The organism is Actibacterium sp., assembly GCF_055134745.1.
The window spans coordinates 13,020-28,191 of record NZ_JBSRVX010000045.1 but is presented as its reverse complement, the minus strand read 5'-3'; the positions used below and the strand labels follow the sequence as shown (position 1 = coordinate 28,191).

Here is a 15,172-nt window from a genome sequence, read left to right as displayed (position 1 = left end):
ATGTGCGGCAAATAAAGGCGGATATGGGGCGCTGTTGCCGCTCCACATTCTGGCGCGGCCCCTGTATCGTGTCGAAAAAGGCAGGGCAGGCAAAGAGGTTTCCATGAGTGGGAAAAAACCACCGCTGGTGGCTGATCGGGGCTATTCAAAATCCGCGAAACCGGCACAAAAGCCTGTGAAGAAACAGAAAAGATCACGCGCCGCGCCGAAAAGGCGGGCTTCGCGCAATCCTCTCGTTCGGCTCTTTTCCGGGCTGTTCGGCTGGATCGCACGATTGGTCTGGCGCATCGGCTGGCGGATTGGCGCGTTCGTGGCGATTCTGGTCGGTCTTGCCGTGATCTATTTTGCGGCGACCTTGCCGCCGGTAACTGACCTGCTGGATGCCCGCACGCGCGGATCGGTCACCCTGCTTGATCGCGATGGACAGGTTTTTGCCTGGCGCGGCGATCAGTTCGGCGGCCAGATCAGCGCGACAACAATCGCCCCCGTGCTGAAAAACGCGGTTATCGCCACCGAAGACAAACGCTTTTACCGCCATTTCGGCGTCAGCCCGCGCGGCGTTGCAGGGGCGATTGCCATCAACCTGCGCGAAGGGCGCGGCCCGCTGTCTGGCAATGGCGGATCGACCATCACCCAGCAAACGGCCAAGCTGCTTTGCCTTGGCAACCCCTATGATCCCAAACAATGGAAATCCGAAGCCGATTACGAGTCCGACTGCCGCCGCACGACCCTTGTGCGCAAGGTCAAGGAGGCGGTCTATGCCATGGCGATGGAGCTGCGTTATTCCAAGGATGACATCCTGACGATCTATCTGAACCGCGCCTATCTGGGCGCTGGCGCCCGTGGGTTTGAGGCCGCGGCCCAGCGCTATTTCGGCAAATCCGCCAATCAGGTGAACGCCGCCGAGTCGGCCATGCTGGCCGGCCTGCTGAAAGCGCCGTCTACCTATGCGCCCACCGCCAACCTGCAACGGGCGCAGGATCGTGCGAACCTGATCATCGGCCTGATGCAGGATCAGCGCTATCTGACCAGGGAACAGGCAGATGCTGCCCGCGCCAATCCCGCGCAATTGTCCGAAGCCGCCGCCGCCCGTGCGGGCGGCTATTTCGCCGATTGGGTCATGGAAAGCGGTCCGTCCTTCCTGACCCGCGACACCACCGAAGACGTGATCATTCACTCTACGTTCGATCCGCGCCTGCAACGATCGGCCGAAGAGGCGCTGAAATATGTTTTCGACACCAAGATCAAGGACGGGTCAAAGGCCCAGGCCGCAATCATCGTGATGTCGTCTGACGGCGCCGTGCGCGCCATGGTCGGCGGGCGCGCGACAAATGTTTCGGGGGCCTTCAACCGGGCGACGCAGGCCCTGCGTCAAACCGGATCAGCCTTCAAGCCCTTTGTCTATGCCGCCGCGCTGGATCTTGGCTTCACCCCCAATGCAACGGTCGTGGACGAGCCCATTACCATCAACGTGCCCGGCTCGGGGCCCTATACCCCGTCCAATTATGACCACCAGTTTCGTGGGCGCGTCACGCTGACCCAGGCCCTGACTCATTCGCTGAACATCCCGGCAATCCGTGTGTCCGAATCCGTCGGCCGCGAAAACGTGCGCAAGATCGCCGCCGAATTCGGTCTTAACAGCGATCTGGCCGCAGGCCCGGCGCTGGCGCTGGGGGCGTCGGAATCCACGCTTCTGGAAATGACCGGCGCCTATGCGGGCATCCTGAACGGTGGTCGAACGGTCAAACCCTATGGGCTGATCGACCTGCGCCTGCAGGGCGAGGACACCCCGATGATCGGACAAGAGGGCGGCATGGGCGAACGGGTGATCTCTGAAGGTGCTGCCCGTTCGCTGACCTATATGATGTATAACGTCATCGAAAACGGCACCGGTCAGCGCGCCCGCCTGCAGGGCCGTCAGGCGGCCGGCAAAACCGGCACGACATCTGCCGCGCGCGATGCCTGGTTCATCGGCTTTACCGCCGACTATGTGACAGGCGTCTGGATGGGATATGATGACAACACGCCCCTGTCAGGCACCACTGGCGGCGGCTTGCCCGCCGAAATCTGGCACGAGGTCATGACGCGCGTGCAGGACGGCCTGCCCGCAACCCCCCTGCCCATGGATATACCCACTGCGGTCGCCCCGCAGCAGGCCCCCAATTCCACCACGGGCCCGGCGCAAGGCGGTTCAGACCCGGTGGAGCGGGTTCTGCGTGATGTCTTGAACAACCTGTTCGGAAAACGCTGATCAGCCGGCGCGCGCCAGATCCTGAATCAGCTGGTCGACATTCCCGCCGCGCCGATCCAGCATCGCGCCGATTTCGGTGCGTTCAGAGGCCATCATGTTCACACCTTCGATGAACAGATTGAAGAACAGGTTACGCCCGCTTTTGTCGGAAACCAGAAAGACCACATCCAGCGGCTTTGACCCTTGCAAATATGCGGTCGCGCTGACCTCATAGATGCTCTTGATCTCTCGTGCGGCGTTCACCTCGATCCGGCCACCGATGAATTCACGAAAGCGCCGCCCGTATTTGCGCGCCATATAACCCCGGAATGCCTTGGTGAAAGCTGCCAATTGCGTCGGGCTGGCCGAACGGGCCGCAATCCCCAATGCCGAGCGCGCGATGATGTCTACATCGGCGTATTTCGCGAAGATCCTCTCGAAATCAGCGAACATCTGCTCCTGCGACCGACCGGAATTGATCACGGAATTGATGTCGGCAACGGCGCTGTCGATCAACTGACGGGCCTGCGCGGTATCCAGCGCAAAGGCTGTGCCGGGCAATCCAATGGCGGCAACACCCAGCATCGACAGCACGAAACGACGGTCCATATTATTCGGCATAGGGGTCCTCATACGGGTCCAGATAGGTAGGCTCTTCGCCGCGCCCAAGTTCAAAACGACGATTTTGCAGATACAACAGGCGCGACTGCGCATAGCTGTCGGCGCTTTCATACAGCAACGAATCCACTGTGTCCGAATACTGATAGCGTTTGCCAATCACATCCCCGACAGATGCCGCGGTTCCGGCCTGACGCACCGGGGCCGGGATGAACAGCCGCGTCGGGTTCGTGAAGAATCCGACAATCTTGCCGACCGTGTCACGCTCTGTCGACGGGCCAAGCAACATCAGCTCGACATAGTCGCCCTCGTCCATGCCCCAGCGATACAGCGTCTCTCCGAAATCGGTTTCCCGCGCATAGAGCCCGCCATAAGAGGCCAGATCGAAAACGCCGCCCAGGCCGAATGTTGTATTGAACAGGAAGCGCATCGTGTTGGCCCCAGCATCCTCGATACGAAACTGCAGGATATCGTTCAGAACGATCCCCGGCAGATCGAGATTGGCCGCGAAATTGCTGACGCCCTGGCGCAGCGGCGCCGGAATCGCCGTGCCATAGGCCCGCGACACTGGCCGCAACACCGCCTGATCCACGTTTCGGTTGAATTCATGTGCCTGACGATTTGTTTGCTCGAACGGGTCGGAAATGCCCGTGGGTACAGGGGCAGGCCCACAAGCCGCCAACCCCATTGCCCCTAATATCGACACAAGATGCAAAATACCGCGCATGTTATGCACTTCTCCAAAAAAGTGGTGGCGCTCTCAATACTCGCTTCATATTCCGTGCAACATAGGTATGACATATGGCATGCCCAGTCTGACCGGCGATTCAGACCGGGTTATGTGGCCTGAAAGCGACAGACTCAAGGCCCCAACCCTGACCAGGAAGGATACGCCAGCCGTGGCGAAAAAAGAATCCAGCACAAAACCCGGCAATGATGAACTGCGCGCCGCAAGAAATGCGGGAAACGGGCTGTTCGCCGCATCATTCCTGTTCAGTATCTTCGTGAATCTGCTGATGCTGACAGGTCCGATTTTCATGTTGCAGGTCTATGACCGGGTTCTGGGCAGCGGCTCCAGGGAAACCCTTTTGGCGCTGACCGTGCTTGTGGCGTTTCTTTATCTGATGATGGGCTTGCTGGATTTCGCCCGTGGCCGTGTCATGGCCCGCGCCGCCGCCCGTTTCCAGACCCTGCTGGAAGGGCGCGTCTTTTCGGCGGTGATCCGCCGCGCGGCGCAGTCACGCAATGGCATGGCTCCGGGCAATGGGCTGGCCGATCTGATCGCGGTGCATCGCCTGATGTCCTCGCCTGCCTTGCTGGCCTTTTTCGATATCCCCTGGACACCGATTTTCCTGCTGGGAATTTTCGTGTTTCATCCGGCGCTGGGCGTGCTTGCCATCATCGGCGGGGCGATCCTGGTCGCCGTGGCCATGCTGAACCAGACCCGCACCAGCGCGCCGGTGCAATCCGCCGCCCTTGCCGCGGCGCAGGCCGAAGTGATTGCCAACCAGTTGCGGTCCGAAGCCGAGCTGGTTCGTGGCCTGGGCATGCAGGATGCGGCCTTCCGGCGCTGGGAACTGGCCCGCCTGAATGCGCAGGAACTGCAGCTTTCCGCATCAGACCGTTCCGGGGCCTTTACGACGACATCGCGCACCTTCAGGCTGTTCCTTCAGTCGGCCATGCTGGCCCTGGGTGCCTATCTGGTGTTGCGGGGCGTGATGACAGGCGGCGCGATGATCGCCGCGTCAATCATGATGGGCCGCGCGCTGGCCCCCGTCGAACAGGCCATCGGGCAGTGGGGCCTGCTGCAGGCTGCGGTCAAGGGCTGGCAGAACCTGGGCGAATTGCTGACCGATTTTCCAAAGGATGCGCCCAGAACCGCCCTGCCGCGCCCCCGCGCGATACTGGACGTTCAGCAACTGACCGTTGTCCCCCCCGGGGAAAATCAGGCCGCGCTGCGCATGGTATCATTTGACCTGAAACCGGGGCAGGCCATTGGCGTGATCGGCCAGTCGGGCGCCGGAAAATCGACACTGGCCCGCGCCCTGACGGGTGTCTGGCGCCCGGCAGCGGGCCGTATCCGGCTGGATAACGCCACGCTGGATCAATACACGCCCGAGGTTCTGGGCCAGCATATTGGCTATCTTCCGCAGCGGGTAACGCTGTTTGACGGCACGATCGCCGAAAATATCGCCAAGCTGGCGCTGGTCCCCGATGATGAACAGGTTGTCGCCGCAGCCAAGAAGGCCGCCGCGCATGACATGATCCTGCGCCTGCCCGAAGGCTATGACACACGGGTTTCAGCCTCGGGCGGGCGGCTTTCGGGCGGCCAGATTCAGCGTATCGGCCTCGCCCGCGCGATGTATGGCGATCCGGTTCTGGTGGTTCTGGACGAACCCAACTCGAACCTAGATAACGAAGGCTCTGCCGCATTGAACCACGCCATCCGGCAGATGAAGGCCGACGGAAAATCGGTGCTGATCATGGCGCACCGGCCAGCCGCGATACAGGAATGCGATCTGTTGCTTGTCCTGGAAAACGGTCTGCGCAAGGCCTTTGGCCCACGTGACGACGTGCTGCGCGGAACAGTGAAAAATCATGCCGATATCCAGCAATCGCGCGGCACCGGAGGCGTATCATGATCCCCAATGACGCAATGCGCTGGTCCGCCCGAAGCCCGCTGATCCTGGGCTTTGTCGCCCTTGCGATCCTGCTTGGTGGCTTTGGCAGCTGGTCGATCTTGACCAATATCGCCGGCGCCATCGTGGCACCGGGGCAGGTCAAGGTCGATCAGAACCGCCAGGTCGTGCAGCACCCCGACGGTGGCGTGGTCGAGGCGATCCTGGTCAAGGAAGGCGACACGGTCTCGGCCGGCGATGTGGTGATCCGGCTGGATTCCGAACAGATGCGGTCCGAGCTGTCGATCGTGGAAAGCGAACTGTTCGAGTTGCTGGCCCGCAAGGGCCGGCTGCAGGCCGAACGCGACGACGCCAGCGCGGTGACATTCGATACGCAACTGGTCGAATTTGCCGCCACCCGCCCCGAAGTCGCCGAACTGATGGACGGCCAGACGCGCCTGTTCAACGCCCGCATCGACAGCCAGCAACAGGAAATCGAACAACTGCAAAAGCGGCGCAATCAGATCGCCGATCAGGTTGTCGGCATCACCGCCCAGCGCGAGGCGATGCAAAGCCAGCTCGCCCTGATTGAAACCGAGTTGAAAGATCAGCAATCGCTGCTGTCCAAAGGGCTGGCACAATCGTCGCGCGTGTTGTCACTGCAGCGCGAAGAGGCACGCCTGCAAGGCCAGCTTGGCGAATTGATCGCACAGGCCGCGCAGGCCGAAGGCCGCATCACCGAACTGGAAATCGAAACGCTCAAACTGGGCACGGCCCGTCGCGAAGAGGCCATCACCGGCCTGCGCGACCTGCAATATCGCGCGCTGGAACTGGCGGAAAAACGGCAGGCTTTGCTGGGCAATCTGGGCCGGCTTGAACTGCGCGCACCCGTATCGGGCATCGTTTACGGCCTGACGGTCTTTGCGCCACGCTCGGTCATTCGCGGCGCCGAACCGGTGATGTATCTGGTGCCGCAGGATCGCCCGCTGGTGATCGACGCACGTATTCAGCCGATCCATGTCGACGAGGTTTTCGTCGGCCAGCCCGTCACCTTGCGTTTTGCCGCCTTTGACAACCGCACAACCCCCATTCTGATGGGGCATCTGGAACAGATCTCGGCCGATACCTTTGTCGATGAAGCGACCAAGATCAGCTATTACCGCGCCGAAATCGTTCTGGACCCCGGCGAGGTGGACAAGCTGAACGGCCAGCGGATTGTGCCCGGCATGCCGGTCGAGGCCTTCATTCGCACCGGGGATCGCACGCCTTTGGCTTATCTGATCAAGCCCTTGGCCGAATATTTCAACCGCGCCTTCCGCGAAAGCTGATTTTCGGGTTTCGCCCAAGGGCGCTGGCGGCTAGCTTGCGCCCGAACCACAAACCCGGAGAACGCGATGCGCGGTAAATTCGAAGCCAGCCTGGCCAGCCTTGGCGTGACCTTGCCGGACGCGCCCGCCCCGGCCGCCAATTATGTTCCTTTCGTGATCGTGGGTGATCTGGTGCATGTGTCCGGTCAGATATCGATCCGCGATGGCGCGCCCATCACCGGCAAGCTGGGCCAGGATCTGGATATTGGTCAGGGCGCTGAAGCCGCCCGATGCTGCGCCATCGCTTTGCTGGCGCAACTGCGCACGGCCTGCGGCGGCGATCTTGACCGGCTCGTGCGCGTGGTAAAGCTGACCGGCTTTGTCAATTCCACGCCCGACTTCACCGACCAACCCAAGGTCATCAACGGCGCCTCCGATTTTCTGGTTTCTGCCCTGGGTGATGCGGGGCGCCATGCGCGCTCTGCCGTCAGTGCTGCGTCACTGCCCTTCGGCGTCGCGGTCGAGATCGAGGCGATTTTCCAGATCCGATGACGCACCTTCCCGCCTCTTTGTTGACCTCACCCATCGCCCACCGCGCGCTGCATGACAGCGCGCGCCAGCGCCCCGAAAACTCGCGCGCCGCCATTCGGGCCGCCATCGCGGCGGGCTATGGAATTGAAATTGATATTCAACCTTCGGCCGACGGCGTGCCAATGGTATTTCACGATTATGACTTGGCGCGCCTGACCAATCAGAACGGCCCGTTTCGGCAACGCAGCGCCCACGATCTGTCGCAGATCGGCCTGAAGGGCTGTGATGAGACCATACCGACCCTGCCCGAAATTCTGGCTTTGGTCGCCGGTCGCGTTCCGCTGCTGATCGAAGTCAAGGATCAGGATGGCGCCCTGGGCCCATCGGTCGGCCCCCTGGAGCGCGCGGTCGCCCTGGCGCTGGAACCCTATGACGGGCCGGTCGCACTGATGTCGTTCAACCCGCATTCCGTGGCCGCACTGGCCGCCGCCGCACCGCAGCGCCCGCGGGGCCTGACGACCTGCTCGTTCGATGCCGCGCATTGGTCATTGGTGCCACGCGCCACCCGCGCGCGCCTGCGCGACATTCCCGATTACGACCGGACCGGCGCCTGCTTCATCAGCCATCAGGCCGATGATCTGACGCGACCCAGGGTTGCCGAATTGAAAGCTCAGGGCGCGGCAATCCTGTGCTGGACCATTCGCACACCACAGCAGGATGCCGCAGCGCGCCGGATCGCCGACAACATCACCTTTGAAGGATACGAACCAGCCGCGATCCACGCTTGACCCCGCCGCAGCGCGGCACATGTAATAGACGCGGGCAGGGACAAGGCAGGATGCGAGACAGCCAGATCGAAATTACGATGCTGACGTCGCTGGCCGATATACCGGCGACCGAATGGGATGCCTGCGCCTGCGCGGATGGCGCACCGGGCAGCCGCCCCACCGACCCCTTTACAACCCACCGCTTCCTTCTTGCGCTGGAAACCAGCGGCTCTGTCGGCCCGCGCACCGGATGGCAGCCCCGATATCTGATCGCCCGCCAAAACGACGAACTGATCGGCGCCGCGCCCATGTATGTCAAAAGTCACAGCCAAGGCGAATATATCTTCGATCACAACTGGGCCCATGCCTATGAAAACGCGGGCGGGCGATATTATCCGAAACTGCAGATCGCCGTGCCCTTCACGCCGGCAACCGGCCCCCGGCTTTTGGCGCGCACCAGTCATCAGGCCGCGGCCCGCGCCGCATTGGTTCAGGGTGCGGTGCAATTGGCAGCGGAAAACGGGCTTTCCTCGCTGCACATCACCTTTTGCACCGAAGAAGAGGCCCTTGCCGGTGCACAAATGGGCCTGTTGCACCGGGTGACACAGCAATTTCACTGGCAGAACGCCGAATATTCCGATTTCGACGATTTTCTGCGTACCATGTCATCGCGCAAGCGCAAGAATATCCGCAAGGAACGCATAACCGCGCAAGAGTTCGGCGGGACGATCAGCGCCCTGACAGGCGACCAGATCAGACCGGAACATTGGGATGCATTCTGGCGCTTTTATCAGGATACCGGGGCACGAAAATGGGGCACGCCCTATCTGACGCGCGCATTTTTTGAACAGGCCCACGAAACATTGCGTGACGACATCCTGCTGGTTATGGCCGAACACGGCGGAAAGCCCATCGCAGGCGCGTTGAACTTTATCGGGCGCGACACGCTGTTCGGCCGCTATTGGGGCGCGATTGAGGATCACCCCTGCCTGCATTTCGAGATCTGCTATTATCAGGCCATAGACTATGCCATCGCGCAGGGCCTGCGGCGTGTCGAGGCAGGCGCGCAGGGCGAACATAAACTGGCACGCGGATATCTGCCCCGGCCCACACATTCACTGCACTGGATCGCCGATCAGGGATTGTCGCGCGCCGTGGCGCAATATCTGCGCGCCGAACGCGCCGCAGTGGATGAAGAAATCGAGGTGCTGACCAATTTTGGCCCCTTCCGCAAAGTATCAGGAGAATCAGAATGACCGACACCCTTACATCCGACGATCGCGCCGCCGTACTGGCCGACCTGCTGAACAATGGCTGGCAGATGGTCGAAGGGCGCGACGCCATCGCCAAGACCTTTGTCTTCGCCGATTTTGTCGATGCCTTTGGTTTCATGGCCCGCACCGCATTGTGGGCCGAAAAGTGGAACCACCATCCTGAATGGTCTAATGTCTATAAAACCGTTCAGGTTACGCTGACATCGCATGATGCAGGTGGCCTGACGAAACGCGACGTGAAACTGGCCAAGAAGATGGATGCACTGCAATGACCCCCGACCTGAACGACATCAACGCCCTGATCGACGAAAACCTGGGCTGGATCATCGGCCTGGGGCTGAACGTGATCTATGCGCTGATCGTTCTGATCATCGGGCTTTGGGTCAGCAACTATGCCAAGGCGCGAATCTCGCGCATGGCGCAAGGGAATCCACGCCTGGATGCCACGCTGATGTCGTTCCTGGGCAGCCTGGCCCGCTATGCGATCCTGGCCTTAGCGGTGATTTTCGTGCTGAACCGGTTCGGCATTCAGACCGCCTCGTTGGTGGCGTTGATCGGTGCGGCCGGGCTGGCCATCGGCCTGGCCTTGCAGGGCACATTGTCAAATCTTGCCGCCGGGGTGATGCTGGTGGCGTTTCGTCCGTTCAAGGTTGGCGACTATATTCAGGGGGCTGGGCAGGCAGGCACGGTTTCCACAATATCATTGTTCTTTACCGAACTGACCACACCTGACAATGTGCAGATCATCGTGCCCAACAGCGATATCTGGTCTTCGGCCATCACCAATTATTCGGCACATGCCACGCGCCGCTGCGATCTGGTCTTTGGCGTGGCCTATGACAGCGATCTCAAACGCGCCGAACAGGTTCTGAACACCTGTATCGCCGCGGACCCCCGCGCCAAGTTGGACCCGGAGCCCTTTGTCAAAGTTACCAATCTGGGCGACAGTTCGGTCGATTTCACCATACGTGTCTGGTGCGATGCCAGCGATTACTGGGACCTGAAATTCGATCTGACCCGCGCCGTCAAACATGGCTTCGACGACGCGGGTATCGACATCCCCTTCCCGACCCAGACGCTTATCCAGACGTCGAAATAACCGGGATTACACCGCCTCCAGCAGGGTTTCGCCCGTGGACATTTCACAGACGCCCGGCTTGTCGATATTGGCGACGCTCACAATGCCATCGTCCACCACCAGCGCATAGCGATTGGAACGCCCGATCAACCCGATCGCAGGCGCGGTGAAATCCATGCCCAGCCCCTTGGTAAAGCTGCCATCGGCATCGCCAACCAGCATGATGCCGGCCGCCGACGCGCCGGTTTCCTTGCCCCATGCCGCCAGAACAAATGGATCATTGACCGAAAGGCAGATGATGTCATCGACGCCCCTGGCCCGAAACTGATCGGCGGTGCGCACAAAGCTGGGCATATGGATGGTCGAACACCCGCCGGTAAAGGCCCCCGGCAACGCAAACAGCACAACCTTCCGCCCCGCCAGAAGACTGCCCAGTTGCACCGTTTCTGGCCCGTTCGGCCCCATCCGCGCCAGCGTGGCATCGGGCAGTCTGTCGCCTGTCGAAATTGTCATCATATCCCTTTCGCGCATTGTGTTTGTTGCGCTGCAAACTATAGGCTGGCCATCGGTTCCGTCCATCTCAACCCGGCATCAAAGGGCTTTTCGGATGCAAATTTATTCGGCATGAGGATCATCGCAGGCAAACATCGCGGTCTTGCGCTGGGGGCACTTGGCAAGGGCGACGCGGGGGCACATTTGCGCCCGACATCCGACCGGGTGCGTGAAAGCCTGTTCAACCTGCTGATAAACGGCGGCTATGGTGATCCGGTCAGCGATGCGCAGGTGCTGGACCTGTTCGCCGGCACCGGCGCATTGGGTCTGGAGGCCCTGTCGCGGGGTGCCGCGCATGTCACCTTTGTCGATGACGGTGCCAAGGCACAAAGCCTGATCCGCGCCAATATCGAAAAGTGCCGCGCACAGGCCGATACGGCCCTGATCAAGCGAGATGCCAGCCGCCTGGGGGTTAATCCCGGCGCGGCAGCAACGCTTGTCTTCCTTGATCCGCCCTATGGCAAGGGGCTGGGGGAAAAGGCGATAGCGACCGCATTGTCAGGGGGTTGGATCGCACCCGGCGCACTGATCGTATGGGAAGAAAACACCCAGATCACGCCACCCGCCGAACTTGCCGTGCTGGATGCGCGTCGCTATGGCGATACGGTGATCTCGATATTGCAGGCCAATCAGCCCCAGGTCGGATGAAACCGGCCAGACGGCGACAACGTGAAAATTTCGCACCCGTCCGCCGTCACGCCGACCGAATGTTCGAACTGCGCCGACAACGATTTGTCGCGCGTCACGGCTGTCCAGTCATCGGCCAGCACCTTGGTTTCCGGGCGGCCCAGATTGATCATCGGCTCGATCGTGAAGAACATGCCTTCTTCCAGAACCGGCCCGGTTCCGGCACGGCCATAATGCAGCACATTGGGGGGCGCATGAAACACCCGGCCCAGACCGTGCCCGCAGAAATCGCGCACAACCGACATGCGCTGGGCCTCGGCATAGGTTTGGATGGCATGGCCGATATCACCGAATGTATTGCCCGGCTTCACGGCCTCGATCCCCTTGAACAGGGCGTCATGCGTCACCTGAATCAACCGCTCGGCCCGGCGGGACAGATTGCCCGCGACATACATCCGGCTGGTATCGCCGAACCACCCATCAACGATGACGGTCACGTCGATATTCAGGATATCGCCATCCTTCAGACGCTTTTCGCCCGGAATACCATGGCACACCACGTGGTTGACGCTGATGCAACTGGCGTGCTGATATCCCTTGTATCCAATCGTCGCCGAAACGGCGCCAGCGGCGGCAACCATATTGGTGATGACATCGTCAATTTCGCCTGTGGTGCGGCCCGGTTCGACCAATGGCGCAACAGCGTCCAGAATTTCGGCCGCAAGGCGCCCTGCCCGGTGCATACCGGCAAAATCCGCCGGTTCGTAAATTCTGATACCATCCTTGGTCAGCCGACCGCGCGCACTGTCATCCACAGCACTCTCCATCCTGTTTAAACCATAGATAATGTCCTTCGCCGGCAATGGCCAGTGGTGCAACTGGGGCTTTGAAACCGCCCCGCGCCGCCCTATACCCACAATGACAAACAAAGGACGACGCAGATGCCCAACCCAACTGCAGCCATGGTCGTGATCGGAGATGAAATCCTGTCGGGCCGCACCCGCGACTCCAACATGCACTATCTGGCACGAGAACTGACCAAGCACGGTATCGTCCTGCGCGAGGTGCGCGTGGTCGCCGATGATCAGCCCGGCATCGTGGCGGCAGTCAACGCGTTGCGCGATGCATATGACAATGTCTTCACATCTGGCGGGATCGGCCCCACCCATGACGATATTACTGCCGATGCCATCGCCGCGGCTTTCGGCATCGGCATCAGCATCCGCGACGACGCACGCGCGCTGGTCGCGGCGCGTTGTGCCGCCACCGGCACCGAGTTGAACGCCGCCCGGCTGCGCATGGCCCGTGTGCCCGACGGCGCCACGCTTATTGACAATCCGATATCATCCGCCCCCGGTTTCACGGTCGGAAACGTTCATGTCATGGCCGGGGTTCCATCTATATTCGAGGCCATGGTGGCCTCGGTGATCCCGACGCTGACGGCTGGCGCGCCGCTGCTCAGCCAGACATTGCGCATCGACCGCGGCGAAGGTGAAATCGCCGGCCCACTGTCCGATCTGGCCGCCGAATATGCCGATCTGTCGATCGGATCCTATCCATTTCAGTCGAACGGCGTCTTTGGCGCCAATATCGTGATCCGTGGCACCGATGCCACGCGCATAGACGCAGCCATGACCAAACTGGCCGGTATTTTTCCGGGGGCGATGCTGTGACCGATACCACCCGGTTTTTCGACGCTGCTGCTGCAACCTGGCCCGCAGCCACCCTGCACCAGTCAGGCCCTTTCACCATCCGCCACGGGGCGGGTGGCGGATTGCGCGTCTCATCGGCAACGCTAAACGGCAGCGCCGTAGCGCCACAGGACATCGCCACCGCTGAAACGCAGATGCGCGCAACCGGCCAGCAACCCAGCTTCATGATACGCCCCGGCGAGGACGATCTGGACGCGCTTTTGGCACAATCGGGTTATCAGATAGACAAATCCGTCATCATATCGGCTGCCCCGGTCGATCTTGTGGCGGCAGACGGCCCTGCTCCGATCAGCGCTTTCACCGTCTGGGAACCGGTGTTTGCACAATATGAAATTTGGGCCGATATGGACATCGGGCCTGAACGGCTGGCGGTCATGAACCGCGTGAACTGCCCGAAAACATCGGTGTTTGGCCGGGCGGCTGAACGGCCGGTCGGCGCGGCTTTTGTCGCGGTCAGTGACAGTATCGCCTTTTGTCATGCGCTGGCCGTACGCCCGGACATGCGCCGGATGAAGGCGGCCATCAACATGATGCGGGCGGCGGCGGTCTGGGCAAGGCAACAAGGCGCGCAAACCTTTGCCGTGCAGGTCGAATCTGACAATTCTGCCGCGCGCGCCCTGTTCGCAACCTTGGGAATGCATGACATCGCCAAGCTGCATATCCGGGTGAAATAGCCGGCCCCCCCCCCGAAAACCGGCCCATATCGGCATATTTCCGCCGCAAAAGCGCCCATATGGCCTGACTTACTGACAGCAAACGGCTCCAGTGTTGCGCAAATGGTTGGCAGTCGCCTAGTCTATAGTCGATTATTCACCATTTGGAAAATTGTCGGGTACAAGATCGCTCCGGCTGTCAAAGATAAGGAATATGACGGGCAATGCCGATCGGGTTGAAAGGGATCATTCTGCTGACCGCTGCGGCGCTGGCTCCGGCCTGCCTGCAGGCCCAGTCGCTGACCCTTCCTGACGGCGCGACCATCGCCAGCGAAAAAATTGACAATCTGGCAAGCTATATGCTGCCCACCGGCCCATGGGATGGCCGCGCCGTCGCGACATTGCCCACCGAAGGCGCGCGCAAGATGCAGGCGTGGCAGATGCCCGCCGATGGCCGCACCACCCTGGAAATTCTGGCGCCACTGCGCGACCAGCTTGTCGCCGACGGGTTTGACATCTTGTTCGAATGCGAAGCTGCAACCTGCGGCGGGTTCGATTTCCGCTATGCCACCGAAGTTCTTCCCGAACCGGCGATGCATGTTGATCTGGGCGATTACCGCTATCTGGCCGCGCAGCGAAAGGGCAAGAATCCTGATTATGTCAGCCTTCTGGTCAGCCGCACCTCGACACGGGGCTTCGTTCATGTGATCCGGGTAGGCGCCGCGAACAAGGCGCTTGCGCGGCTGACATTGTCGACAAAAACACCTGTTTCAGCCGATCCCGCCCCCGCTGGCGATGCGACGGCACCCCTGATCAGTCAGCTTGAACAGACCGGAAGCGTCGTTCTGGCAGATCTGCATTTTGAAACCGGCGCGGCCAGGCTGGACGACAGCGGCTTTGACTCTCTGACAACCCTTTCCGATTATCTCAAGGCCAACCCGGATCGCCGTATTGCGCTGGTTGGCCATACCGATGCGGAAGGCACGCTAGAGGGCAACATCGCCCTGTCGCGCGCCCGCGCCCAGGCTGTGGCCGAGCGGTTGATACAATCATTGGATATTCCCGAAAGCCAGATCAGTGCCGTTCAAGGCGTGGGCTTTCTGTCGCCGATTGCCAATAACGACACCGAAACGGGCCGCACCCGGAACCGCCGGGTCGAGGTTGTTCTGATCACCGACTGAACCCGCAGCTTTGCCAACAAGAAA

At 61.1% G+C, this 15,172-nt stretch carries 16 protein-coding genes; 12 read left to right on the top strand and 4 right to left on the bottom strand.

Features of this window, described 5'->3' with window-relative positions:
- Positions 1-103: 103 nt before the first annotated feature.
- Entirely contained in the window at positions 104-2,251 is a 2,148-nt protein-coding gene (locus ACTCHC_RS09475; protein ID WP_463022244.1) for a transglycosylase domain-containing protein, read from the top strand.
- Here ACTCHC_RS09475 and ACTCHC_RS09470 read toward each other — a convergent pair whose 3' ends face one another.
- Together ACTCHC_RS09470 and ACTCHC_RS09465 are read right to left on the bottom strand one after the other, a co-directional pair.
- Positions 2,252-2,851, bottom strand: coding sequence for an MlaC/ttg2D family ABC transporter substrate-binding protein (locus tag ACTCHC_RS09470; protein ID WP_463022243.1), 600 nt, complete (start codon positions 2,849-2,851; stop codon positions 2,252-2,254).
- Positions 2,841-3,575: an MlaA family lipoprotein gene (locus tag ACTCHC_RS09465; protein ID WP_463022242.1), complete on the bottom strand. Its 735-nt coding sequence runs from the start codon at positions 3,573-3,575 to the stop codon at positions 2,841-2,843. Before ACTCHC_RS09465 ends, ACTCHC_RS09470 begins: the two co-directional genes overlap by 11 nt.
- A 172-nt stretch (positions 3,576-3,747) precedes the next feature.
- On the opposite strand from ACTCHC_RS09465, the gene ACTCHC_RS09460 reads away from it, so the two are divergent.
- From ACTCHC_RS09460 to ACTCHC_RS09430, 7 genes are all read left to right on the top strand, one after another.
- Positions 3,748-5,490, top strand: coding sequence for a type I secretion system permease/ATPase (locus tag ACTCHC_RS09460; protein ID WP_463022241.1), 1,743 nt, complete (start codon positions 3,748-3,750; stop codon positions 5,488-5,490).
- Positions 5,487-6,794: an HlyD family type I secretion periplasmic adaptor subunit gene (locus ACTCHC_RS09455; protein WP_463022240.1), complete on the top strand. Its 1,308-nt coding sequence runs from the start codon at positions 5,487-5,489 to the stop codon at positions 6,792-6,794. Before ACTCHC_RS09460 ends, ACTCHC_RS09455 begins: the two co-directional genes overlap by 4 nt.
- 66 nt (positions 6,795-6,860) lie before the next feature.
- Positions 6,861-7,325, top strand: coding sequence for a RidA family protein (locus tag ACTCHC_RS09450; protein ID WP_463022239.1), 465 nt, complete (start codon positions 6,861-6,863; stop codon positions 7,323-7,325).
- Positions 7,322-8,092 carry a glycerophosphodiester phosphodiesterase family protein gene (locus ACTCHC_RS09445; RefSeq protein ID WP_463022238.1) on the top strand — a complete coding sequence of 257 codons (771 nt, stop codon included), beginning with the start codon at positions 7,322-7,324 and terminating at the stop codon, positions 8,090-8,092. Before ACTCHC_RS09450 ends, ACTCHC_RS09445 begins: the two co-directional genes overlap by 4 nt.
- A 50-nt stretch (positions 8,093-8,142) precedes the next feature.
- The gene (locus ACTCHC_RS09440; RefSeq protein ID WP_463022237.1) at positions 8,143-9,327 is read left to right on the top strand and encodes a GNAT family N-acetyltransferase; all 1,185 of its coding nucleotides are present in this window, start codon (positions 8,143-8,145) and stop codon (positions 9,325-9,327) included.
- Positions 9,324-9,617, top strand: a complete 294-nt coding sequence (locus ACTCHC_RS09435; RefSeq protein ID WP_463022236.1) for a 4a-hydroxytetrahydrobiopterin dehydratase — start codon at positions 9,324-9,326, stop codon at positions 9,615-9,617. The genes ACTCHC_RS09440 and ACTCHC_RS09435 overlap by 4 nt, the downstream gene beginning before the upstream one ends.
- A complete protein-coding gene (locus tag ACTCHC_RS09430) occupies positions 9,614-10,444 on the top strand; it encodes a mechanosensitive ion channel family protein (RefSeq protein WP_463022235.1) in 831 nt (276 codons plus the stop codon). Before ACTCHC_RS09435 ends, ACTCHC_RS09430 begins: the two co-directional genes overlap by 4 nt.
- A 6-nt stretch (positions 10,445-10,450) precedes the next feature.
- Here the strand turns inward: ACTCHC_RS09430 and ACTCHC_RS09425 are convergent, their stop codons facing one another.
- Positions 10,451-10,936 carry a redoxin family protein gene (locus tag ACTCHC_RS09425; protein ID WP_463022234.1) on the bottom strand — a complete coding sequence of 162 codons (486 nt, stop codon included), beginning with the start codon at positions 10,934-10,936 and terminating at the stop codon, positions 10,451-10,453.
- Between the two features lie 111 nt (positions 10,937-11,047).
- Between ACTCHC_RS09425 and rsmD the strand changes: the two genes are divergently transcribed.
- Positions 11,048-11,623: a 16S rRNA (guanine(966)-N(2))-methyltransferase RsmD gene (gene rsmD / locus ACTCHC_RS09420; RefSeq protein ID WP_463022233.1), complete on the top strand. Its 576-nt coding sequence runs from the start codon at positions 11,048-11,050 to the stop codon at positions 11,621-11,623.
- On the opposite strand, the gene map is transcribed toward rsmD, so the two are convergent.
- Entirely contained in the window at positions 11,605-12,417 is an 813-nt protein-coding gene (gene map, locus ACTCHC_RS09415) for a type I methionyl aminopeptidase (protein ID WP_463022232.1), read from the bottom strand. The two genes, rsmD and map, sit on opposite strands and share 19 nt — an antisense overlap.
- 126 nt (positions 12,418-12,543) lie before the next feature.
- Here map and ACTCHC_RS09410 point away from each other — a divergent pair, with 126 nt between their 5' ends.
- From ACTCHC_RS09410 to ACTCHC_RS09400, 3 genes are all read left to right on the top strand, one after another.
- Positions 12,544-13,275 carry a competence/damage-inducible protein A gene (locus ACTCHC_RS09410; protein WP_463022231.1) on the top strand — a complete coding sequence of 244 codons (732 nt, stop codon included), beginning with the start codon at positions 12,544-12,546 and terminating at the stop codon, positions 13,273-13,275.
- Complete coding sequence (locus ACTCHC_RS09405) at positions 13,272-13,988, top strand: GNAT family N-acetyltransferase (protein WP_463022230.1); 717 nt, start codon at positions 13,272-13,274, stop codon at positions 13,986-13,988. The genes ACTCHC_RS09410 and ACTCHC_RS09405 overlap by 4 nt, the downstream gene beginning before the upstream one ends.
- Positions 13,989-14,191: 203 nt before the next feature.
- Positions 14,192-15,148 (top strand): OmpA family protein, encoded by a 957-nt coding sequence (locus ACTCHC_RS09400; protein WP_463022229.1) that lies wholly within the window; start codon positions 14,192-14,194, stop codon positions 15,146-15,148.
- Positions 15,149-15,172 lie beyond the last annotated feature (24 nt).

Excerpts from the sequence above, each read along its gene's own strand:
- ACTCHC_RS09465 (WP_463022242.1), bottom strand. The coding sequence starts at position 3,575 with ATGCGCGGTATTTTGCATCTTGTGTCGATATTAGGGGCAATGGGGTTG.
- ACTCHC_RS09430 (WP_463022235.1), top strand. The coding sequence starts at position 9,614 with ATGACCCCCGACCTGAACGACATCAACGCCCTGATCGACGAAAACCTG.
- ACTCHC_RS09455 (WP_463022240.1), top strand. The coding sequence starts at position 5,487 with ATGATCCCCAATGACGCAATGCGCTGGTCCGCCCGAAGCCCGCTGATC.
- ACTCHC_RS09470 (WP_463022243.1), bottom strand. The coding sequence starts at position 2,851 with ATGCCGAATAATATGGACCGTCGTTTCGTGCTGTCGATGCTGGGTGTT.
- ACTCHC_RS09445 (WP_463022238.1), top strand. The coding sequence starts at position 7,322 with ATGACGCACCTTCCCGCCTCTTTGTTGACCTCACCCATCGCCCACCGC.
- ACTCHC_RS09450 (WP_463022239.1), top strand. The coding sequence starts at position 6,861 with ATGCGCGGTAAATTCGAAGCCAGCCTGGCCAGCCTTGGCGTGACCTTG.
- ACTCHC_RS09425 (WP_463022234.1), bottom strand. The coding sequence starts at position 10,936 with ATGACAATTTCGACAGGCGACAGACTGCCCGATGCCACGCTGGCGCGG.
- ACTCHC_RS09400 (WP_463022229.1), top strand. The coding sequence starts at position 14,192 with ATGCCGATCGGGTTGAAAGGGATCATTCTGCTGACCGCTGCGGCGCTG.
- rsmD (WP_463022233.1), top strand. The coding sequence starts at position 11,048 with ATGAGGATCATCGCAGGCAAACATCGCGGTCTTGCGCTGGGGGCACTT.
- ACTCHC_RS09475 (WP_463022244.1), top strand. The coding sequence starts at position 104 with ATGAGTGGGAAAAAACCACCGCTGGTGGCTGATCGGGGCTATTCAAAA.
- ACTCHC_RS09435 (WP_463022236.1), top strand. The coding sequence starts at position 9,324 with ATGACCGACACCCTTACATCCGACGATCGCGCCGCCGTACTGGCCGAC.
- ACTCHC_RS09440 (WP_463022237.1), top strand. The coding sequence starts at position 8,143 with ATGCGAGACAGCCAGATCGAAATTACGATGCTGACGTCGCTGGCCGAT.
- ACTCHC_RS09410 (WP_463022231.1), top strand. The coding sequence starts at position 12,544 with ATGCCCAACCCAACTGCAGCCATGGTCGTGATCGGAGATGAAATCCTG.